This is a genomic window from Nonomuraea indica (assembly GCF_002850745.1).
Classification (GTDB): domain Bacteria; phylum Actinomycetota; class Actinomycetes; order Streptosporangiales; family Streptosporangiaceae; genus Nonomuraea; species Nonomuraea indica.
In genome coordinates this window covers 195,664-216,671 of record NZ_KZ559478.1, presented here as the reverse complement: position 1 = coordinate 216,671, position 21,008 = coordinate 195,664, and the positions used below count along the sequence as shown (strand labels likewise).

Annotated in this window: 16 protein-coding genes and 2 pseudogenes; 9 read left to right on the top strand and 9 right to left on the bottom strand. The window is 70.1% G+C overall.

Features of this window, described 5'->3' with window-relative positions; translation table 11 throughout:
- Window positions 1-88 precede the first annotated feature (88 nt).
- The 6 genes and pseudogenes from CXR44_RS29045 to CXR44_RS29030 form a co-directional block, all read left to right on the top strand.
- Window positions 89-372 (top strand): annotated as a pseudogene (locus CXR44_RS29045) (transposase family protein); the annotation flags it as partial.
- A gap of 101 nt (window positions 373-473) precedes the next feature.
- Window positions 474-638 carry a hypothetical protein gene (locus CXR44_RS39720; protein ID WP_180903754.1) on the top strand — a complete coding sequence of 55 codons (165 nt, stop codon included), beginning with the start codon at window positions 474-476 and terminating at the stop codon, window positions 636-638.
- A 75-nt stretch (window positions 639-713) separates the two neighbouring features.
- Window positions 714-1,805, top strand: coding sequence for a hypothetical protein (locus CXR44_RS29040; protein ID WP_101789315.1), 1,092 nt, complete (start codon window positions 714-716; stop codon window positions 1,803-1,805).
- Window positions 1,806-2,027, top strand: a pseudogene (locus tag CXR44_RS41225) (hypothetical protein); the annotation flags it as partial.
- Window positions 2,028-2,091: 64 nt separating this feature from the next.
- Window positions 2,092-2,715 carry a DUF6461 domain-containing protein gene (locus tag CXR44_RS29035; RefSeq protein ID WP_101789314.1) on the top strand — a complete coding sequence of 208 codons (624 nt, stop codon included), beginning with the start codon at window positions 2,092-2,094 and terminating at the stop codon, window positions 2,713-2,715.
- A 427-nt stretch (window positions 2,716-3,142) separates the two neighbouring features.
- Window positions 3,143-3,448 (top strand): hypothetical protein, encoded by a 306-nt coding sequence (locus tag CXR44_RS29030; RefSeq protein ID WP_101789313.1) that lies wholly within the window; start codon window positions 3,143-3,145, stop codon window positions 3,446-3,448.
- Between the two features lie 289 nt (window positions 3,449-3,737).
- Here the strand turns inward: CXR44_RS29030 and CXR44_RS29025 are convergent, their stop codons facing one another.
- Entirely contained in the window at window positions 3,738-4,508 is a 771-nt protein-coding gene (locus CXR44_RS29025) for a PhzF family phenazine biosynthesis protein (RefSeq protein ID WP_101789312.1), read from the bottom strand.
- A gap of 168 nt (window positions 4,509-4,676) precedes the next feature.
- Here CXR44_RS29025 and CXR44_RS29020 point away from each other — a divergent pair, with 168 nt between their 5' ends.
- Entirely contained in the window at window positions 4,677-5,057 is a 381-nt protein-coding gene (locus CXR44_RS29020) for a cell division protein SepF (protein WP_101789311.1), read from the top strand.
- Between the two features lie 378 nt (window positions 5,058-5,435).
- On the opposite strand, the gene CXR44_RS29015 is transcribed toward CXR44_RS29020, so the two are convergent.
- The 5 genes from CXR44_RS29015 to CXR44_RS28995 form a co-directional block, all read right to left on the bottom strand.
- Window positions 5,436-6,776 carry a hypothetical protein gene (locus CXR44_RS29015; RefSeq protein ID WP_245899519.1) on the bottom strand — a complete coding sequence of 447 codons (1,341 nt, stop codon included), beginning with the start codon at window positions 6,774-6,776 and terminating at the stop codon, window positions 5,436-5,438.
- Window positions 6,777-6,897: 121 nt separating this feature from the next.
- Entirely contained in the window at window positions 6,898-8,625 is a 1,728-nt protein-coding gene (argS, locus tag CXR44_RS29010) for an arginine--tRNA ligase (RefSeq protein WP_101789310.1), read from the bottom strand.
- Window positions 8,622-11,060: an HAD-IC family P-type ATPase gene (locus tag CXR44_RS29005; RefSeq protein WP_101789309.1), complete on the bottom strand. Its 2,439-nt coding sequence runs from the start codon at window positions 11,058-11,060 to the stop codon at window positions 8,622-8,624. The genes argS and CXR44_RS29005 overlap by 4 nt, the downstream gene beginning before the upstream one ends.
- Before the next feature lie 48 nt (window positions 11,061-11,108).
- Entirely contained in the window at window positions 11,109-12,128 is a 1,020-nt protein-coding gene (gene plsX / locus CXR44_RS29000; RefSeq protein WP_144070123.1) for a phosphate acyltransferase PlsX, read from the bottom strand.
- 127 nt (window positions 12,129-12,255) lie between these two features.
- Window positions 12,256-12,813, bottom strand: coding sequence for a DUF1707 SHOCT-like domain-containing protein (locus tag CXR44_RS28995; RefSeq protein WP_245899517.1), 558 nt, complete (start codon window positions 12,811-12,813; stop codon window positions 12,256-12,258).
- A 176-nt stretch (window positions 12,814-12,989) separates the two neighbouring features.
- On the opposite strand from CXR44_RS28995, the gene CXR44_RS28990 reads away from it, so the two are divergent.
- Window positions 12,990-14,306, top strand: a complete 1,317-nt coding sequence (locus CXR44_RS28990; protein WP_101789308.1) for a KamA family radical SAM protein — start codon at window positions 12,990-12,992, stop codon at window positions 14,304-14,306.
- A 2,450-nt stretch (window positions 14,307-16,756) separates the two neighbouring features.
- Here the strand turns inward: CXR44_RS28990 and CXR44_RS39715 are convergent.
- The 3 genes from CXR44_RS39715 to CXR44_RS28980 form a co-directional block, all read right to left on the bottom strand.
- On the bottom strand, window positions 16,757-16,912 hold the full coding sequence (locus CXR44_RS39715; RefSeq protein WP_180903753.1) for a hypothetical protein: 156 nt from the start codon (window positions 16,910-16,912) through the stop codon (window positions 16,757-16,759).
- 123 nt (window positions 16,913-17,035) lie between these two features.
- Window positions 17,036-17,941 carry an ABC transporter ATP-binding protein gene (locus CXR44_RS28985; protein ID WP_180903752.1) on the bottom strand — a complete coding sequence of 302 codons (906 nt, stop codon included), beginning with the start codon at window positions 17,939-17,941 and terminating at the stop codon, window positions 17,036-17,038.
- Window positions 17,934-18,860, bottom strand: a complete 927-nt coding sequence (locus CXR44_RS28980; protein WP_101789307.1) for an ABC transporter permease — start codon at window positions 18,858-18,860, stop codon at window positions 17,934-17,936. The genes CXR44_RS28985 and CXR44_RS28980 overlap by 8 nt, the downstream gene beginning before the upstream one ends.
- 470 nt (window positions 18,861-19,330) lie before the next feature.
- Here CXR44_RS28980 and CXR44_RS28975 point away from each other — a divergent pair, with 470 nt between their 5' ends.
- Window positions 19,331-20,968 (top strand): peptide ABC transporter substrate-binding protein, encoded by a 1,638-nt coding sequence (locus tag CXR44_RS28975; RefSeq protein WP_101789306.1) that lies wholly within the window; start codon window positions 19,331-19,333, stop codon window positions 20,966-20,968.
- The last annotated feature ends 40 nt before the right edge of the window (window positions 20,969-21,008 follow it).

The window sequence follows — 21,008 nt, the reverse complement described above, 5'->3', positions numbered from 1 at the left end:
ACCGCCGGACAATCTTTGGAAATGGGGTCTCACCTTCGGGTGAGGCCCCATTTCTGTTTGTGGCGAAGGGCAGTGAGCTGCCTCCATCGGTGCCACGCATGACCTGACCGCGGCACACGCCACCGGCCTGATCGACGCGCTGACGCCGCAGGGGTGAAGGCCTTCGCCGACAGGGGCTACCAAGGCGCAGGCGGCAGCATCCGCACGCCGTTCAAAGGTCATCGGCTGCGGCCGCCGCTGTCGCGTCATCAGCGCTCGGTCCACTGCGCACATGCTCGCATCCGTGCCTGTGGAGAACGCGCCGTCGCCACGTTGAAGACCTGGAAGATCCTGGCCCGGCTGCGCTGCTGCCCGCACCGCGCCACCACGGTCGGCGGATCACGCTGGCCACGTAGTTCAGGGTGCGATGTGACAACGGCAGGGCGGCACGGTAGAACAGCACCGAAGCTTCTGGCGATACACGATCTTGGTCGGTGTGCATCGTCCAGGAGCTTTTTCACTTGATCGAGGGGGACACGCCGCTCGTGATCACCCAGTCACCAGCCACATCAGGCTTGATTTTCTTGGCGGCGCTGTTCGAGGAGAACCGGCATTCGCTGCTCGCGGCGGTGTTACCGGATGCTGAGCACGCAAAGTGAGGCCGAAGACACGGTGCAGAAAGCCGGGACAGAACGGGTGACTTCACCATCCGAGGCGTGTGAAACCATGCGACTGTGCCAAACGATGCCATCCACGAGGGTTCCAACCAGTTCGCCGCTCGTCTCGTGGCCACCGCCGCCGCTCCGCTCGACCCCGCGTCGGCGGACGGTCCACAGGTGCTGCACTGGCCTGGGCGCAGGCTGCTGGTGCAGCGTGGGGACACCGAGCTGGCCGTCCGCGACCTGGACGGGGAGGGGATGGAGGCCCACTTCCCCGCGCCGTGGCCCCGCCGGTACGGCTCGGTGGCGGTCTCTCCCACCGGTGATCTCGCCGTGTTCGCCGGCGTGCACGCGCTGCGAGCCGTGGATTCGACCGGCACCGTGCGGTGGGAAATCCGGCACGGTTGTTGGTCCGCCGCCGTGTGCACCAAGGCCCATGCCTCGTTCTCCGAGTACGCCGACGACTACCACCACGGCCACGCGGACAGCGGGTCGGCGGCCTTCTCCTCAGACGGCAAGCTCCTCTGGGCCCACATCCGCAACCACGCGGGGCGCGACGTCAACGAGGAATGGCTGATCCTCGACCCCGCCGACGGCACGGTACTGACCCGGGCCGAGACGATGACCGTGGGATCGGGCTCCATCCACTTCCCCCATCCGAACCCGGCGTACATGGGGCTGACCATCGGCGAAGGCGAGGAGAACTCGCCCGTGCTGTGGGGACACTGGGACGGCGCGAACCTCACCGTCCAGCGGTTCGTCGAGGAGGTCCTCCTCGCCGTGAGCCCGTCCGGGGAGCACTTCCTGACCACGGACCCGGGGCAGTGGACCCTCTACCTGCACCGGGCGAAGGATGGCATCGAACTACAGCATCTGGACACCGACGAAGCCGTGCCCCTTCCCCCAAACTCGGACCACGACCGCGTTCGGTGGGACTACGAGGCGGCGGCGTTCCCCTACGACGACACCGCCGTGGTCGGCACCGAGGACTCCGCGGAGGACCCCCGCCACTGGCTTGTCGACCCACGCACGATGGCCCTGCGCGGCCAGGTCGCCTACCCCTTCCCTGTCTCGGGACCTCCCCGATCAGCGGGGCAGGCCGCCTGGTACACGGTCTCCAAGGACCAGACCACTCTCCACCTGTGGAACCTGCCGCACCGGGAATGAGTCAATGGGCTCCACGCCAAGGCCTTGGCACTCGGCGACCACGCCGTCGCCACCCTCAAGGCCGGGAAGATATTGACCAAGCAGCGCCGCTGCCCTCACCGCGCGACCGCGATCGTGCAGGCCATCCTCGTGCTGGGAAGCCGCCGAGGCGGACCGCTTCCCGAGACGAGAGCGCTCCGTGTGCTGCAGTTCGTGAAAGGCTTCGTGTGCTGCGGTTCGTGACGAAGGCCGTTACTCGGGATGAAGTCGCTCTTGTCGTGTCGGTGGGTGCTGAGAGCATGACGGGATGATCGCGACTCCTGACGACTACTCCTGGCTTGCCCCTGAGCGTTTCCCCGGCCTGGCGGATGCCTACTGCTTCACCTACGTCCGCGGCCTCACGCCTGAGGAAGCGGTGACCCGGCTCGGCGTCCGGGTTGAAGACTGCTCTCGCGTGACGCTTGATGGGCTGATCCGGCGGCAGACCTTCGGTGCCGTCGCCGTTGGAGACTGGGTGCTCCTCGTCGAGGCCTCCAGCGGGCTTGGCATCACCGAAGAGATCATCATGCCGCTGTCGGCCGGAACCCGTCTTGTCTCCCACTTCTACCTCGACGTCGACGGCATGGACTACTTCTACTGGATCGACGACGGAAAGATCCGGTTCGAGTACGCCTACCAGGAAGGCTATTCCCACCGGATCAAGGACGGGAAGATCCAGTTCATGTTCAGGCACCATGAAAGCTACTCGGAGGAGCTGCCGGACGAACTCGCAGAGATCCTGGAGCGGATCGACTCTCCCGTCTACCCGATCGCCGACCCCCACGAAGGGCCGGCGTTCCTCTTGGCCGAGCGCCTCACCGGGATCACGATGACGCCGCGGCTGCTGGAGGAGTCCACTTACCTGTGCGGGGTCGTGCCCGGATCGAGGTGAGCAGGACCCACCGTCCACGCCTCCGCAAGGTTGACCATGGCCAGTGGATCACATCGCTGCAGGCTCCACCGGGAACCGTGCTCCGGAGGTCTGCCGTAACCGGCCATCAGGATGACAAGGCTCCTGGGAAGAGTTCGTCAGTGATCTTCGGCTTGACCTTCGAGGTGTGTGGCAGCCTCATGGTGGTTCTCGCGCCATGGGTGTGGGCACGGCGGGTGGACAAGAGGACTGCCCAACGCCGTCGTTCAGCCGCCGCGTCCGTGGCTCCCTGTCAAGGGTGTCCGCGTCGTCGCCGCTGGAGGTGAGGATCGTGAGACCGGGGCGGGGGGACGACACTCCAATTCCGGTAGAGGGGTTGGTCGGTGGCGGTCCGGAGAGGGGCTGTGGGTGGCATGCTGGAGTGACGACGATCAGGAGGAGATCAACGATGACGCACCCCCTCGGCACGCAGACCGCTCCCCGGCGCACGCCACTCAGCGCGGAGGAGAGGATCCGGGCTGAGGTGAACTTCGTCCCGCTCGTCGTCGAGCACCTCGTCGCCAACGGACGGTTCCGGGTGACCGCCGACACCGCGGAGATGGTGGAGCTGTTCCAGGCGGTGGCTCGCCGGGTGGGTGACAAGCTGCAGCGGCCTGTGGTCAGTTACGCCAACGGCAGGGACATCGTGATCACCTTTGGTCAGGTGGGTGCTTCCGGCCTGACCGCTCAGGAGACCCGCTCACCGTTGGAGTGACGCCGGGCGCCGTCCGCGCGCCGGGTTCGCCAGTCGATGATCGGTACGGACGATCCGGGGTTGCCCGTGGTCGCCGCCCGCTCGTCAGGCCCGCGTGAGTGGCATCGTGGCCACTGCGCAAGGGTAAGCGCCGCCCGTCAGCGGCCTCGGCTCCGCGACGACCACTCTCGCTTCGCGGACCCCGACAAGGGGCACCGGCGGTTCCAGGGCGACCGCTGTCGGCGAGCCGGAGCGGAGGCATAACCGCGGCCGGGTCCGGAGCGCCCGTGGCAGCGGTCGCGGGGCGTCGTCAGATGTGCAGGTCGCCGGAGAGGACTGTCACCGCGTAGCCGGCCAGGTGGACCCGGTCACCGGCGGCCGTGACGCGGACCAGCCCGCCCCGGGCGGACAGTTGTGCCCCCACCAGTTCGGTACGGCCGAGGCGCTGCGACCAGTAGGGGGCCAGGGCGCAGTGGGCTGAGCCGGTCACGGGGTCTTCCGGGACGCCGACGTTCGGAGCGAAGAAGCGGGAGACGAAGTCGTGGCCCTCCATCGTGGCTGCGGCGGTCACGATGACCCCCCGTGCGTCGACCGCGCGCAGCGCCTCGATGTCCGGCCTGAGCGAGCGCACCTCGTCCTCCGACCGCAGCTCGACCAGCAGGTCGAGGTGGCTCCGGCCCACGCTCACAGGGGTGGCGCCGAGCGCTTTTTCCAGTCCGGGCGGAACTGTGGTGGGTGTCACTTCCTTGGCCGGGAAATCCATAGTGATCATGCCGTGGCCGGCTCGATTCACCCTGAGCGTTCCGCTCGCGGTCAGGAAATCGAGCTGACCGGTCGCCGCGCCCGTCGAATAGAGAACGTGGGCCGTGGCCAGCGTGGCATGGCCGCAGAGCGAGACCTCGACCGCCGGAGTGAACCAGCGCAGCGTTTCGCCGAGCAGGAACGCGGTCTCGGACAGACCGATCTCGGTGGCCACCGCCTGCATCCATGAGTCGGGTGCCGGAGACTCCAGCAGGCAGACGCCGGCCGGATTACCCTTGAACGGACTGTCGGTGAAGGCGTCTACAGTGAACACGCGCATGACTCGATGCTATCTGGGGAGACAGTTATCCAGATGAAAGCAGACTGCAAGCCGTACAAAATGGAATTAGTCGTGGGCGTGTCGCATGGCGAACACGGAATCGTCGGTTACCGTCCAATGTGTAGGGACGTGCCGATTACGGTGAGTTCCTGAGGAAAGGACAAGCCGATGGGGGCAGTGCGCAAGGTGGCCGGCTACCTTGGCCTGGGCGGGATCGACCATTACGACGACCACTACGACGACGAGCAGTACGAAGAGGAGTACATGCCGGCGTCGGAGCGGGCCGCGAGGAGGTGGCGGGCGACCGTCGACTCGTCACGGATCGTGATGGTTCAGCCGCTCAAGTACAACGACGCGCCGATGATCGGGCAGCACTTCCGTGACGGCCAGACGGTGATCATGGATGTGACGGGCATGCCGATGCCGGAGGCGACCAGAATGGTCGACTTCGCGGCAGGTCTGGCGTATGGCTGCGAAGGACGGATCGAGCGCATCGCCGACCGCGTCTTCCTGCTCGCGCCGGCCCACGTAGAGATCGAGACCAGCTAGGCCGCGCGCCGAGGCCGAGGAGCCGGTCGGGACCTCTCGCCCGTCGCGTGGGCGCGCCGGGCGGTCGAGGAGAGCCGCAGGTGGTGCGGCCGACCGGTCCATCTCCTTGGCCGGACGAGGCCGTAGGCGTCGGCTCTCGACGCAGAGCTGAGCCGGTCGTGCCCTCCCCGGGGGGAGAGGGCGCGGCCGTGTCGGTGCGAGTGGAGCGACGCCGGTCAGGCCGTGGGGTCAGCCGTACGGACAGCCGGTAGGCGGTTGTGCGAAGGCGTCGCTGCGGGACGCCCAGCCTGGCCTGGTTCTCCCAGGTGGTCTCCCGAGCCGTACGTCGAGGCGGCCGGTAGCTGGGCGGGCCGAAGAACGCCCGCAGAGGAGAGCTGGTCAGGCAGCGCGAGGGCCACGGCGGACGAGGCGGGTGAGCTCGGCCGCGTCGTCGGCGGCCTGCTTGGCGCGGGCGTCCGCTTCGCGGGCGTAGGCGTGCAGGGCCCATACGGCGCCGTCGGCGAGTTCGCGGAGTTCGGCCACTCGCGCGGCCACCAAGCGCGCGTCCGAGGCGATCGCGTTGCGGCGGCGCCAGAGCTGCCACCCCGCCGCTCCCAGGAGGGCCGCTCCCACCCCCGCGAGCAGCCACCCCGCCACCGCACCTCCCGCCAGGCAGGCGACGCCGGCCACGGCCAGGAGGATGACGGCCCACGGGGTGCCGCGCGGCAGCGTGCCCTCCGCCACGATGGCGGCCTCGGCCTTGGCGAGCGAGGCGTCGTCGGGGCCCTCGGGGTGGAGTTCGACGGGGTGGCCGAGCAGCGCCACGGTCAGCGTGGCGGGCGGCTCCAGTCGGCTGTCGGCCTCCAGCGTCTCGGCCACGCCGCGCAGGATCGGCGCGGCCACGTGCAGCGCGATGGCCGCCAGGTGCGGGTCTGCGGCGGGCCGCAGGTCGTCGAGCAGGTGCGTGGTGAGCGAGGCCATCGGGCCGGCCGGGCCGCCCAGGCCGATCAGCGAGCGGAGCACGGCGATCGGCTCGTCCTCCTGCCAGGCCGTGGCGGGGCTCGCGCTGCTGTTGGTGAGCGGGGCCGAGGAGGTCTGCGCCGCCTGCCGGATGGAGGTGATCTCCAGGCAGCGGGCGCGGAGCCGCGCCAGCCGGGCCGCCGCCTGGGCGGGCCTTGCCAGCTCGGGCAGCTCGGCCATCTCCGGGAAGTCGACCAGCGAGGGCGGCACGACCACCGTCGGCTCGCCGGGGGCGAGCGCCTGCACCCACTCCTGGTGGTCGGCAGGGCCGGTGTGGTCGGGGATGGCGAGGCTGTCGAGCTTGCGCAGAACGAAGATCTTGCCGGCCGGCCCGTACGCACCGCGGGCGGCGGCGAGCCAGAGGGCGCGCTGCCCGTGGGTGACGGGGAGGTCGAGGGCGAGGTCGCCGAAGGCGGTGCCGAGCCAGGAGGCGTGGATGCGGCTGCCGTGGCCGGCGACGGCCAGGGACAGGCAGAGGAAGAGCGCGGTTCGCTGCTGGTCGCGGCCGGCTGCGCGGCTCAGCGGTTCGAGCGGGTCGTCACCGGCGAGGATCGCCACGAGAGCGTGCACCGCAGGCGGAAGCCAGTAACCGGGGATGTCGCGGAAGCCGGGAGCGGACGGAGGGGCGGCGCCGTTGGCGGCCAGATGCGCCAGCAGCGCCTCGGCATAGCGGTGCAGCTCTGCCGCTGCCTGGGGGTCCGCAGTCAGATCCGTGCTCAAGGCAGAGAACTCCCCCATTTTCGGCCTCGGTTCATGACCGCGTAAAGCCTAACCGGGGGGCGCGCCAACCAGGCGGAGGCGCGCCCACGACGACAGGTGCGGAGCGGATCACACCGAAGGGTCACATGCGCTCGGGAACGGGCACGCCGAGCAGGCCGAGCCCGGTCTCCAGCACGCGCAGGGTCAGCGCGCACAGCGCCAGCCGCTGCTGCGTCGTCTCCGCGTCGACGCCGTCCTTGATGACCGGGCACTCCTCGTAGAAGGTGCTGAACAGGCTCGCGGTCTCGAACAGGAACGCGCACAGCGTGTGCGGCTCGGAGGCGGTCGCCACGTGCTCCACCAGCGCGCCGAAGCGGAGCAGGTGCAGGGCCAGCGCGCGCTCGGCCGGCTGGGCCGGCACGACGGCGCCGCCCGCGTCGGCGGGAGTGACGCCGGCCTTGCGGAAGATCGACCGGATCCGGGCGGTGGCGTACTGCATGTAGGGCCCGGTGTTGCCGGTGAACTTCAGCATGCGGTCGAAGTCGAAGACGTACTCGCTGTCGTGGCTGACCGACAGGTCGGCGTACTTGACCGCGCCCATGCCCACCACCTGCGCGATCTCGGCGCGGGTCGCCTCGTCGTAACCGCGTTCGGCGATGGCGGCCCCGGCCCGGTCGACGGCCTCCTGCAGCAGGTCCATCAGCTTGACCGACTCGCCCGACCGGGTCTTGAACCGGCGGCCGTCCTTGCCCAGCATCATGCCGATCTGGACGTGCTCGGCCGAGACGGTGTCGGGGAGCCAGCCGGCCTGCTGGGCGGCGGCGAACACCATGCGGAAGTGGAGCGCCTGGTCGGCGCCGACGACGTAGAGGATGCGGTCGGCCTTGAGGTCGTGCACCCGGTAGCGGATCGCCGCCATGTCGGTGGAGGCGTAACCGTAGCCGCCGTCGCTCTTGCGGATGATGAGCGGCAGCGGCTTGTCGTCGGAGCCGGTGAAGCCGGGCGGGAAGAGGCACAGCGCGCCCTCGCTCATCACCGCGACCCCGGCAGCCTCAAGGTCGTCGCAGGTCTGGGCGAGCATCGGGTTGTACATGCTCTCGCCGGCGATGTCGGCGTCGGTGAGGGTGACGCCGAGCATGCCGTAGACCTTGTTGAAGTAGCGGACCGTCGCGTCCATGAAGACGTGCCAGAGCCGCAGCGTGTCGGCGTCGCCCGACTGGAGCGTGGTCACCCGGGTGCGGGAGCGCGCCTTGAAACCGTCGTCGCCGTCGAACTTGGCGCGGGCCGCCTGGTAGAACTCGGTGCCCATGCCGGCTTCGAGCTGCGCGACCGCGGTCTCCTCGCCGATGTCGAGCAGGTGCTCGATGAGCATGCCGAACGGCGTGCCCCAGTCGCCGAGGTGGTTCTGCCGGATGACGGTGTTGCCCACGTGCTCGTGGACGCGGGCCAGCGCGTCGCCGACGATCGTCGTGCGCAGGTGGCCGACGTGCATCTCCTTGGCCGCGTTGGGCGCGGAGTAGTCGATCACGATCGTCTGCGCCGGGGTGACCGTGCCGACGCCGGCGCGCGGGTCGCGCAGCATGCCGGTGGCCTCGGCGGCGATCCACGAGTCGTCGAGCGTGATGTTGAGGAAGCCGGGACCGCTGACCTCGACCGTGCCGGGGAAGTCGGACAGCTCGGCGGCGAGCGCCTGGGCGACCTCCCGCGGCGACCGTCGCAGACGCTTGGCCAGGCTCATCGCGACGTTCGCCTGGAAGTCGGCGAACTGGGAGGGCCGGATCAGCGGGTCTGCGTCGGCGTGCTCGGCCCCGAACGCGGCGGCCAGAGCCTGCTGCACGCGCTCGGCGAGCACAATCTGCGGGTCGGTCATGCTCTAAGGGTACCGGCGAGCCTGACCGCGATGCTGATCGTCACGGCGGCGACCGCGGAGATGCCGACGGCGGCCAGATCGGTGCCGGTGCCGCCGGGTTCGAGGGCGAAGAGCTCCCGGACGGGTGGCAGCGCGAGGGCCGCCGCGAACAGCGCGGCCATGGACCCGACCAGCACGACCCGCCACCAGGTGAGCGGTCTGGCGACGAGCACGAGGACCCACCACGTGGTGAGGAACAGCGCGATCACCGCGGCCGTGCGGTCCCCGTTCAGGGTGGAGGTGTCGCTGTGCGCGACCCAGAACGACAGCATCACCGCGGCCGCGCACGTCACCCCGGCCGGTACGGCGAAGCGGAGCACGCGCGGCACGAACCCGGGCCGCGCCCGCTCCAGCGTCGGCGCGAGCGCCAGGAAGAACGCGGGCACCCCGATCGTCAGCGCGTTGACCAGCGTCGAGTGTCGCGGCGCGAACGGGAACATCATCCCCAGCACCCCGGTGAGCAGCGACAGCACGATCGCGTAGAAGGTCTTGGTGAGGAAGAGGCCGGAGACCCGTTCGATGTTGGCCAGCACGCGGCGGCCCTCGCCGACGACGTGCGGCAGGGTCGCGAACCGGTTGTCGAGCAGCACCACCTGGGCCACGGCCTTGGTGGCGGGGCTGCCCGCCCCCATCGCGATGCCGAGGTCGGCGTCCTTGAGCGCGAGCACGTCGTTGACGCCGTCGCCGGTCATCGCCACGGTGTGGCCGCGGGACTGGAGCGCGGCGACGAACTGGCGTTTCTGGCGCGGGGTGACCCGGCCGAAGACGGCGTTGGCGTCGAGGATCTCGGCGAGCTTGTCCGGGTCGTCCTCCGGCAGGGTCCGGGCGTCGACGGCCCGGTGGCCGTCGGGGATGCCGAGGCCGGTGGCGATGGCGGAGACCGCCTCGGGGTTGTCGCCGGAGATGACCTTGACGGTGACGCCCTGCCGGGCGAAGTACTCCAGCGTCTCGTGGGCGTCAGGCCTGATGCGCTGTTCGAGCGTGACGAGCGCCACGCACTCGATCTCCGCGCCCACCGGTCCGCCGGACCCGCCTGACGCACTGGACTCGCCCGACGCGATGGACCCGCCGGACCCGTTGGACGCGGCAGGCCCGCCCGGTGCGGTGGGCCCGCCGGGCCCCTCAGGCTCGCCGCCCGGCGCGACCGGCCCGGGGCCGGACGCAAGCGCGGACAGGTCGCCGGTACGGCAGAGCGCGAGGACCCGGGCACCGGTGGCCGCCAGGGTCGCGGCCTGCCGGTAACCGTCCTGATCCGCGTCGAGCAGCACGTCGGGAGCGCCGAGCACCCAGGCCCCGCGCGGCCCGAAGTCGGCGCCGCTCCACTTGCGCGCCGAGGAGAACGGCACGGTCTCGGTGGCCTGCCACCCGTCGGGGGCCGAGGGGTGGCGGGCCTGGATGGCCTGGGCGGTCGCGTTGGGCCGGTGGTCGGCGGCGGCCAGGGCGGCGAGCGCCTCGTGCGCCGGCTGGTCGTCCCGTAACACCAGCACCTGGTCGAGGTCCATGCCGCCCGCCGTCAACGTGCCCGTCTTGTCCAGGCAGAGCACGTCGACCCTGGCCAGCCCCTCGATCGCGGGCAGCTCCTGGACCAGGCACTTGCGCCGGCCCAGCCGTACGACGCCGACGGCGAAGGCGATCGAGGTCATCAGCACCAGACCCTCGGGGATCATGGTGACGATGCCGGCGACCGCGCCGGTGATGGCGGTGCCGAAATCGGCCGAGTTGCGCAGCTGGCTGTAGGTCAGCAGGGCGCCGATCGGCAGGACCAGCCAGGTGATGTACTTGATGAAGTTGCGCACGCCGTCGCGCAGCTCCGAGTGGGCGAGGTGGAACGTGCTCGCCTCCTCGGCGAGCCGGACGGCGTAGGCGTCGGTGCCGACCCGGGTGGCGACGAACGCGCCGGAGCCGGCGACGGCGAAGCTGCCCGAGAGCACCTGGTCGCCCGGCTGCTTGTGGACCGGGTCGGCCTCGCCGGTGAGCAGCGACTCGTCGATCTCCAGCCCGTCGGAACGGACGACCTCGCCGTCCACCAGCAGCCGGTCACCCGGGCCGAGCAGGACGAGGTCGCCGAGCACCACCTCGTCCGGCGGGAGTTGCAGGTCGCGGCCGTCGCGGCGGACGGTGACCGGCGCCTCGTTGATCACGGCGAGCCGGTCCAGCGTGCGCTTGGCGCGCCACTCCTGGACGATGCCGATCAGCGCGTTGGCCACGATCACCAGCCCGAACATGCTGTCCTGCCAGTGCCCGAAGATCAGGATGAGCGCCCAGAGGACGCCGATGACCAGGTTGAACAGCGTGAAGACGTTGGCCCTGATGATCGCGCCGAACGATCTGCTGGAACGGCGCGGAACGATGTTCCGCCTGGCCTGGGCAGCCTGTGCCGAGGTGAGCCCTTGCACCCATCCCTCCGTTTGTGTGGACCGCCCAAGACTGCCACACGGTGGGAGTTATCGCCGCTTGTTGGAGCGCTGGGAGGCGGCGACCCGTTCGCCGATCCTGGTCACGATGCCGCCGGCGGCCAGGTCGGCGGCGAGCCGGCAGGCCGCGCTGATGCCCTGCGCGCGCGAGGAGCCGTGGGCGATGACGACGGTGCCGTTGAGGCCGAGCAGGACCGCGCCGCCGTGGGCCTCGGCGTCGAGGCGTCGGTGCAGGTCGCGGATGCGGGAGCGCTGCAGGAACGCGCCCAGCCGGGCCGCCGGGTGATCGTTGATCGTCTCCTTGAGCTGCTGGAAGGCGTAGCGGACGGCGCCTTCCATGGTCTTCAGGGCGACGTTGCCGGTGAAGCCGTCGGTGACGATCACGTCCGCGGCCCCGTTGAGCAGGTCGTAGCCCTCGACGTTGCCGGTGAAGTGGATGCCGGCCGAGGCGTGCAGCAGTTCGTGCGCCCGCTTGACGAGCTTGGTGCCCTTCTCGGACTCGCTGCCGATCGTGAGCAGGCCGACCCTGGGGCGGGCGATGTCGAAGGCCAGCTCGGCATAGGCGGAGCCGAGATGCCCGAACTGCACCAGCATCTCCGGCTTGACCTCGGCGTTCGCGCCGGCGTCGAGCAGCAGCGTCGGGTGCGGCCGGGTGGGCAGGGCGACGGCGATGGCCGGGCGGAGCACGCCCTGCTGGGCCTTGAGCCGGAGCCGGCCGGTGGCCACGATCCCGGCGGTGGAGCCGGCCGACACCACGGCGCAGGCGTCGCCCCGCCGGACGAGGTGGCTGGCGATGGCGATGCTGGAGCGGGGGCGGCGCAGGCTGGCCAGCGCGCCCTCGTCCATCGCCAGGGCCTCCTCGGCCCGGACGATCGGGATCTCCTTGGTGGCGTCGTGGTCGGCGAGCGCCTCGTACAGGACGCGTGGCGAGCCGACGAGCACCACCGGCAGCCCGCGCTCACGGACGGCGTGCACCGCGCCCGCCACGATCTCGTGGGGTGCGTGGTCGCCGCCCATGGCGTCGAGCGCGATCGGCTTGCTGTCGGACACTGGTCACCTCGTACGGCGTGCGAGCCCGCGGCCACCCCGCCATCAGGGGGTGGCTGGAACGCGGGCTCGGGCGTGTCCGCATCGCAGGCGGGATGCATGCCAAGGCTAACCGGTGCCCGGCGTGGCCCTACCGCAGGTTCCAGTCGGAGACGCCGCGCGAGACGATCACCTTGGCGAACATCGACCTGCCGACGATGCGGATGAGCGGCCCGTCGCCGTCGGAGCCGCCCGCCACGTCGCGCTTGCCGAACATGGAGCCGCCCTCGTCGATCACCCTGGCGTCGTCGGGGACGCGCACGACGAGCTTGGCGAAGCGGGCGTCGGCCTCGATGGTGATCTCGCGGCCGGGCAGCACGGCCTGTGACAGGTCGACGATCAGCGCGCCGAACCTGGCCGACAGCCTGGTGTGCCTGGAGGCGACCCAGCGGCCCTTCCTGATCACCTTGCTGAACGTCGAGTCGATCGTCTGCTGCTCGACGGCGGCGGGGGCGTGTGAGACGGACACGTCGGGGAGGTCCCGCGTGAGGGGGACGAGCTCGCCGACCGTCCTGGCCGTGTAGGCGGCGTCGAGGCGGTCGGCGTGCTCGACACTGGTCAGTCGTCCGGAGGCGAGCGCCTCGCCGAGCACGGCGGCCACGCGGTCGCGGTCGGCGTCGGAGGCGCGCAGGTCGGTGTCGTCGGTCACCTTCGCCAGTGTACGCGCAGACGCGATATGTCGCGAGAGCCGAGAAACCTCAGCAAAATCTTGGAGCTCGACGGAACCGTAGCCCCCGCGGGTCGCGTCCCGATATAAGAACCCTAGACGCGCGACACGGCCATGAGGTTTACCGGCGATCGAACAAAAAAGATGGGAAAGGCCTAGTGATCTTGAACCAGGCAGGCACGCGACGCTTCCGGGCGTACACGTCCAAGCATCTCGACGAGCTCCTGCAGCGGGCTGGCCTCGGTGACGACGAGCGGCTGAAGGTCCGCGCCGTCGCCACGGTGCTGCCCTTTCGCACCAACGCCTACGTGGTCGACGAACTCATAGACTGGTCGGCGGCGCCGTACGACCCCATGTACCGCCTCGTCTTCCCCCAGGCGGACATGCTGCCCGAGACAGACGTGGCCCGGCTGGCCGACCTGCTCAAGGCGGAAGCTCCCAACACGGAGGTCCAGGCCGAGGCCAACCGCGTGCGCGCCCAGCTCAACCCGCACCCGGCGGGTCAGATGGACCTCAACGTGCCCCGTATCGGCGACGAGCCGGTGCCGGGCCTGCAGCACAAATATCCCGAGACGGTCCTCATCTTCCCCAAACAGGGGCAGACCTGCCATGCCTACTGCACCTACTGCTTCCGCTGGGCGCAGTTCGTCGGCGACGCCGACCTGAAGTTCGCCTCCGACGACATCGGCCAGATGGTCGACTACATCCAGCGGCACCCCGAGGTCACCAGCGTCCTGATCACCGGTGGCGACGCCATGATCATGGGTGAGCCGGTGATCAGGCGTTACATCGAGCCGCTCCTGGCGCTGGAGCAGCTCGAGTCGATCCGCATCGGCACCAAGGCGCTGGCCTACTGGCCGCAGCGCTTCACCACCGACCCCGACGCCGACTCCACGCTGGAGCTGTTCTCGCAGGTGGTGGCGGCGGGCAAGAACCTCGCGTTCATGGCCCACTTCACCCACCCGCGCGAGCTGGAGTCGCCGCTGGTCGAGTCGGCGGTCAGGCGCATCCTCGACAGCGGGGCCACGATCCGGACCCAGGCCCCGTTGATCAGGTCCATCAACGACGACGCCGGCGTCTGGTCGAGCATGTGGCGGCGGCAGCACCGGATGGGGATGATCCCTTACTACATGTTCGTCGAGCGCGACACCGGGCCGCAGGACTACTTCGCCGTTCCGCTGGCACGGGCGTACGAGATCTTCAGGGACGCCTACGCCTCGGTGTCCGGGCTCTGCCGCACGGTCCGGGGGCCGTCCATGTCGGCCACGCCCGGCAAGGTGTGCGTCGACGGCGTCACCGAGGTCGCCGGGGAGCGGGTGTTCATGCTCCACCTCATCCAGGCGCGCGACCCCTCACTGGTGGGCCGGCCGTTCTTCGCCAAGTACGACCCTGCCGCGGTGTGGCTGAACGATCTGCGCCCGGCCTTCGCCGACCGCTTCCCCTTCGAGGTGAGGGAGTCGCTGCAGCTCGCCTGAGCGGTTCAAGCGCGTATCCCGCGACCGGAAAATCTGTGCCCCCGGCCCGTGGCATTCGCTTTTCCCTTCTTCTGCGCGCGGGCCGTCCCGGTGACGGGCGGCCGGGCGGGAACGCCACCGGAATATCCGGAATAGCCTTCTGATATTTCCCGACTTGTCGCCCGGCCGAGGATTCTCTTCTCCCCCTCGGCCGGGCCGTCAAACCTTCGTCACGCTGCATCGGCGGGGCCTGCGGGCGGTCCGGGCGGGGTGATAGAACTTCGCCGGTAGCTCAGCCGGGCCGGCGCGTCGCGTGTGGTGCCCATAACGCGTCCGGCTTGGTATTCGGGGGTCATCCGATTCGCTTTTCCCATGTGCGGAGCGGTCGGATCACGAGCCGGGAAGGCAATCATGGATCGTGTAGTCAAGGCGGCCGTGGCCGCTGCGTCATTCGGGTTGGCGGTGGCCCTCACGGCCACGCCGGCCCAGGCCCTGGAACAACGCTTCACCGCCGTCCCCGGTGACGAGCCGGGCGGCGGCGGGCTCCTCGGCCGGTCGCCGGGGACGCCGTCCCTGGCCGTACCCCGCGACCATCCGAACGGCCCCGCCACGGGGACGGACGGCCGGGTCGCGGGGACGGCGGGCGCGGCGGGCGGGGGCACGGGAGACGCCGCCGGCGCGGTCCTGCCCGTGGTGCCTCCCGCGGGCACGCCGGGGCTGCCGGGCGCGCCCGCGCCTGGCCTGTCCGGTGCACCCGCGCCCGCGTCCGGGCTGCCCGTGGCTCCCGCGCTTCCCGCGACGACGGGTCCAGCCCAGACCGCCGGCACCGGCGGCCCCGGTGCCGGAGTCGCCGGTACGGGGGGCGGCGGTGCTGCCGGCACGGGAGCGGGTGGCACGAGTGGCCCGGGAGCAGGTGGCATCGGAGCCGACAGCCCGGGAGCCGGTGCCGCGGGGGCCGGTGTCGCTGGGACGGGCGGTGCCGGAGCGGGGGGCACGGGAACGGCCGGGGCCGAGGCCCGGCCTGCCGGTGGCGCTGCCGAGACCGCGCGTCCGGGCGGCGCCGGTGCGGAGAACCGCCCGGTGCGGCGGCCTCGCCGCCCGTCGGCCGGGGACGGGGTCCGGACCGCGGTGACGCCCGCGAACTCGGGCGCCGTCCGGGGACGCACCGACCGTGTCTCGGGACGCGCCTCTGAGCGTCCGGCCGGAGCCCGGAGCCTCGGCGCGCAGGTCGCCAAGGCCCGGAGCCCGATCATCGTGGATCCGACCACCAAGCTCCGCACGTGGACTCCCGGCGCAAGGCCGGCCAGGGCGGGGGCTCCGGCCACCGGGGTGAGGCCCGCCAGCGCGGGGGCTCCGGTCGCCAGCGCGGGGGCTCCGGTCGCCGGGGTGCTGCACTCGGTCAACGCTCCGAGAAAGGACGGCCGGGCCGTCCTTGGCAAGACCGATGAGCTGAGCCGCGTCCGCCGGCACCTCGCGTCGGGCGCCGACCGCCCGGGTGCCGGCGCCTCCCGCGTCGGGGGTTCCCGCGCGGTCCTGCCGGACAGCGGCCTGCCGGGCACGGGTCTCCCTGGCGCGCGTCTGCCCAGCCCGAGCCTGGCCGGTGCGGGGCTGCCGCAGACGGGTCTTCCCGGTGCTCGCCTGCCCAGCGCGGGTCTTCCCGGTACGCGCCTGCCCAGCACAGGTCTTCCGGGTGCTCAGCTGCCCAACCCGGGCCTGGCCGGTGCGGGTCTGCCGGGCGCGGGTCTGCCGGGTGCTCGGCTGCCCCATGTGGGTGTGCCGGGTCTGCCCCGGACCGCCGGGCTGCCCGGGACGGGCCTCCAGGCGTGATCGCGGTGCCCGCCGCGGGCCGCCGGGAGGTCGTGACGACAGGTGGTGCGTGTCAGAAGGTGCCGACGCCCCGCCTGCCCGAGGCGCGATCCCGGGGCGGCGGGTGGGCGGGCTCCGGATCGCATCCGGCGGTGCCGGCACCGCATCCGGCGGTGTCCCGCGCCGGCGCGGCGCCGCCGAACAGACAGACGTGACCGGTTCGCCCGGCGCCCATGGTGCCCGGGTGCCCGGCGAGCGGTCACGTGGGTGAGGCCCTCGCGGACGCGAGCGGTCTGGTGAACCGGTGCGGGCGGACGCGCCCGCACCGGTCACCGACACCCGGGGCTCGGGCCGCCACCCGGGCCGCGCTCGCGCGCCGCGCCGCCACTGCAGGGCGGCGGCGCGGCGCGGGGTGCACCTGCCGCCGATCCTCGCCGGGGATCGGCGGCATCCGCATGTCCGCGTGGGAACGGCCAGGGATGCGTGCCCGGTCGGGAGCGGGATGGAAGCGTGCGTGTCCAGGTGGCGACTGTGGCCGTGATCTGCCGGGGCCGGGTATGGGGCGTGCGCCCCGGAGCGGCGGGTGGTGGGGTCGGGTGGCGGGGATGGCTGCGGTGAGCGGGTGGCCGGTACGGGCGGCCTCGCCTGGTGCGCGTGCCGGTGGGTCAGAGGAGTCGTACGCCGGTGCGGCGGGCGATCTGGGCCTGGAGCCTCGCCATCTGCCAGTGGAGCTCGATGAGCTGGGCCGTCAGCTCGGTCCGGGGAATCTCCGACACGTCCTCGATGGCCAGGTGGTCGATCGCGGCCGAAAGCTCTCGCATCGCGCCTCCACTCCATCAATCCTCAGCGGATCGAAACAACGTTCGAATCATATCCGAACACGCGTCACCCTGTCAGGCGCTCGCCACTCGTGTCGCGGAGGTCGCGCGGGAGAAAAGGGGAGGTCAGCCCTTGTTGTAGGCGGCGAGGACCTCTTTGGGGTCGCCGTCCATCTTGATCTTGCCCTTGTGCAGCCAGATGACCCGGTTGCAGGTCTCCTCGATGACCCGGAGGTCGTGGGCGACGAGGAAGACCGTGCCGGCCTCCTCGCGGATCTGCCGGATGCGCTTCTCGCTCTTCTTGCGGAACTCGCGGTCGCCGGTGGCCAGAGCCTCGTCGATGAGCAGCACGTCGTGGGTCTTGGCGGAGGAGATGGCGAAGCGCAGCCGGGCGCCCATGCCGGAGGAGTAGGTGGACATCGGGAGCTGGACGAACTCGTCGATGCCGGAGAAGTCGACGATCTCCTGGAACTTCTCCCTGACCTCGGACGGGGTCATGCCCATGGCGTAGCAGCCGAGGACGATGTTGCGCTCGCCGGTCAGGTCGCGCATGAGCGCGGCGTTGACGCCCAGCAGCGACGGCTGGCCGTCGGTGTAGACGGCGCCGGCGTGCGGCGGCAGGAGGCCGGCGATGGCGCGCAGCAGCGTGGACTTGCCCGAGCCGTTGCGGCCCACGATGCCGATGGCGTCGCCGTGGTAGGCAACGAAGGAGACGCCCTTGACGGCGTGGACCTCCTTCATCTGCGGGCGGCCCTGGCGCTTCAGGATGCGCGTCAGGGCGTTGACCGCGTTGCCCTTCTCGGCGTCGGTGGCCGCGCCGTAGACGCGGTAGACGATGTGGAGGTCGTCGACGATGACGGTGGGGGTGCCGGTGGGAACGTCGAGTGGGGACTTGCCGCCGGTCACCGCCGGCTTGGGGTCTGCCTTCCCGCCCTTGCCGGCCGTGTCGGCCTTGCCGTTAGTGCCGGCCTTGGCGGGGACGGCGGGCTCCTCGCCCTTCACCAGTGACAGCTCCTCGGTCAGTTCAGCCACGCCCGTACCTCTCCTCGGCACGCCAGAAGTACCAGAAGCCGAAGCCGAGTGTGAACACTGCCCAGAATACGCAAGATATCCACACGGACTGCGGCGGGACGTGATCGCTCTTGGTGATGAGGATGTCGCGCATGACCTCGATGTAGGAGGCCGCGGGGTTGGCGTAGTACATCACGTCGGCGACCCACTGGGGCAGCTCGGCGCTGCCCACGACCTTCTCCTGGATCGAGAAGAAGACGCCCGAGGCGTAGAGCCAGGTGCGGGTGATGAAGGGCAGGAGCTGGTTGAGGTCGCGCATGGAGGAGCCGAGGCGGGCGATGATGAGCCCGGCGCCGATGTTGAACATCGTCTGCAGCAGCAGCACGACCGGGATCATCAGCCAGAACCAGGTCGGGAACTCACCGGTGGCGACCACGATCACCAGCAGCACGCCCATGGAGATGGCGAGCTGCTGCAGCTCCTGGATGGTGTAGGCGAGCGGCAGGGAGGCGCGCGGGAAGTGCAGCGCGCGGATCAGCGACAGGTTGCCGGAGATCGACTTGGCCCCGGCGGTGACGGTGCGCTGGGTGTAGGTGAAGACGAACATCCCGGTGAGCAGGAACGCCGGGTAGTTCGCGATGTCGCCCTTGCCGCCGAGGATGATGCCGAACATCACGTAGTAGATGGCGGCGTTGAGCAGCGGGGTCAGGACCTGCCAGAGCTGGCCGAGGGCCGAGTTGGAATATTTCGAGACGTTCCGCGAGGTCGCGTAGGTCAGGATGAAGTGCCGTCGCTCCCAGAGCTGGCGCACGTAGACGGTGAACCTCGGCCGTGCCATGGCACGGCGAAGCCCGTATCTCGCGGCGAGCTTGGCCAGCGGCTCCTGCCCGCTCCGGCCGCCCGCCTGGGCGTCCGCCACAGCGGATTCCGGCTGACTCATGGCTAGGACTCTATTGGATCCGGATCGTCGGGGTGCCGGTCACGGGGTCGTGCGGCAGTCAGTTGGACGGTGTCTCGGGGCGCCTGGTTCCAAGGCGCCGCCAAGACTCGCACAACCGTAACCCAGAGCCCCGGCGCGCGGCGGGCAAGGGCGCGAGCACGGTGCGCCAAGAGGTATTTTTGCTCGACTGTCCACGTCCACGGGTGTGCCATCTGACGGCTACGTACAGCATTGGGCCTTCTATGGCATATGTCGGTGAAGCTGGATAGTCGCTTGTGTGACCGAACTGCAACGCGCCAGAGACTCGCTGGTGGCACGTAGTGAGGGATAGTCGCGATCGACTGGCAGGGCGTCGGCTGGTTTGACCATGTCAGCCAAACCCGGGGGATTACCTAACCCCCCGTCAGGCTGCTCACGTTCATCGCAGCTCAGCGCTAACGCCCACTTGTAGAGGGAGGAATACTCTTACCATGCGTGTTACTAAGGGCGCACAGATCGTCGCCGGTACCGCGCTGCTGGCCGTCGCGGTTGCCGCGTGTGGCGGCGGCAGCGGCACCGAGACCGGCAACTCCGGAACAAGTGCCGACACGCCGGTCCGCATGGAGCTCGGTGAGCCCCAGAACCTGCTGGTCCCTTCGAACACCACGGAGTCGGAGGGCGCTGAGACGCTCGCGGCGATCTTCGAGCCGCTGGTCAACTACAACGAGAACAAGGAGGCGGTCGAGGCCGCCGCCGAGTCGATCACCAGCGACGACAACAAGGTCTGGACGATCAAGCTCAAGCCGGGCTACACCTGGCACAACGGCGAGCCCCTGATCGCCCAGAACTACGTCGACGCCTGGAACTTCGCCGCCAACCAGGAGAACGCCCAGGGCGCCGGCTACTTCTTCGGCCGGATCGACGGCTACGCCGACCTCAACCCGGGTGAGGGCAAGACGCCCTCCACCAAGGAGATGAAGGGTCTCAAGGCGGTCGACGACACGACCCTCCAGGTCACCCTGACCGCGCCGTTCTCGCAGTTCAAGACGATGCTGGGCTACACCGCCTTCTACCCCCTGCCCAAGGCCGCCTTCGGCGCCGACGGCAAGGTGACCACCGAGTTCGGCGAGAAGCCGATCGGTCAGGGCCTGTTCAAGCTGGACAAGCCCTACAAGAAGGGCACCGACCAGACCATCGAGCTGTCGGTGTACGACAAGTACCCCGGCAAGAAGCCGAACGGCTGGACCAAGCTCCAGTTCAAGCTCTACAACAGCTCGGAGACCGCCTACAACGATCTCCAGGGCGACAACATCGACATCCACGACTCGCTGCCCGCGTCGGCGATCGCCAGCGCCAAGACCGCGCTCGGCGACCGCTACCAGGACCAGCCGGACGCCGGCATCGGCTACATCGGCTTCCCGCTGCAGTACAACGACGAGTACAAGGACGTCAAGATGCGGGAGGCCATCTCGATGGCCATCGACCGCAAGACGATCGCCGAGACCGTCTTCTCGGGCACCCGCGCCCCGGCCGACGACTTCATCAACCCGGCCATCGCGGGCTACCGCCAGGGCGCCTGCGCCGCCTGCTCCTACAACCCCGGCAAGGCCAAGGAGCAGTACGCCGCCGCCAACGGTCCCAAGAAGCTGGAGCTCGGCTACAACGCCGACGGCGGCCACAAGGAGTGGATCGAGGCCGTTGCCAACAACCTCCGCGCCAACCTCGGCGTCGAGGTGACGGTCAAGCCGTTCGAGAAGTTCGCCAGCATCCTGGACGACCTGGACGCCAAGAAGTACAAGGGCATGTTCCGGATGGGCTGGGCGATCGACTACCCGTCCGCCGAGAACTACCTGACGCCGATCTTCTCGACCGGCGCCATCAAGACGGGCTCCAACTACGCGGGTTACACCAACCCCGAGTTCGACGAGACCGTCGCCAAGGGCGACCAGGCGGCGACCGCCGAAGAGGGCCTGAAGTTCTACCAGCAGGCCGACGACATCCTGATCAAGGACCTCCCCTACATCCCGGTGTACTTCTACCGGAACAACTCCGGATACTCCACCAAGGTCAAGAACGTCAAGATCAACCTGCTCAACCAGGTCGAGTGGGCTGACGTCGAGAAGGCCTGACGTTGTTCCCGGGGGCGGGTGTGCCAAGGCCCGCCCGCCC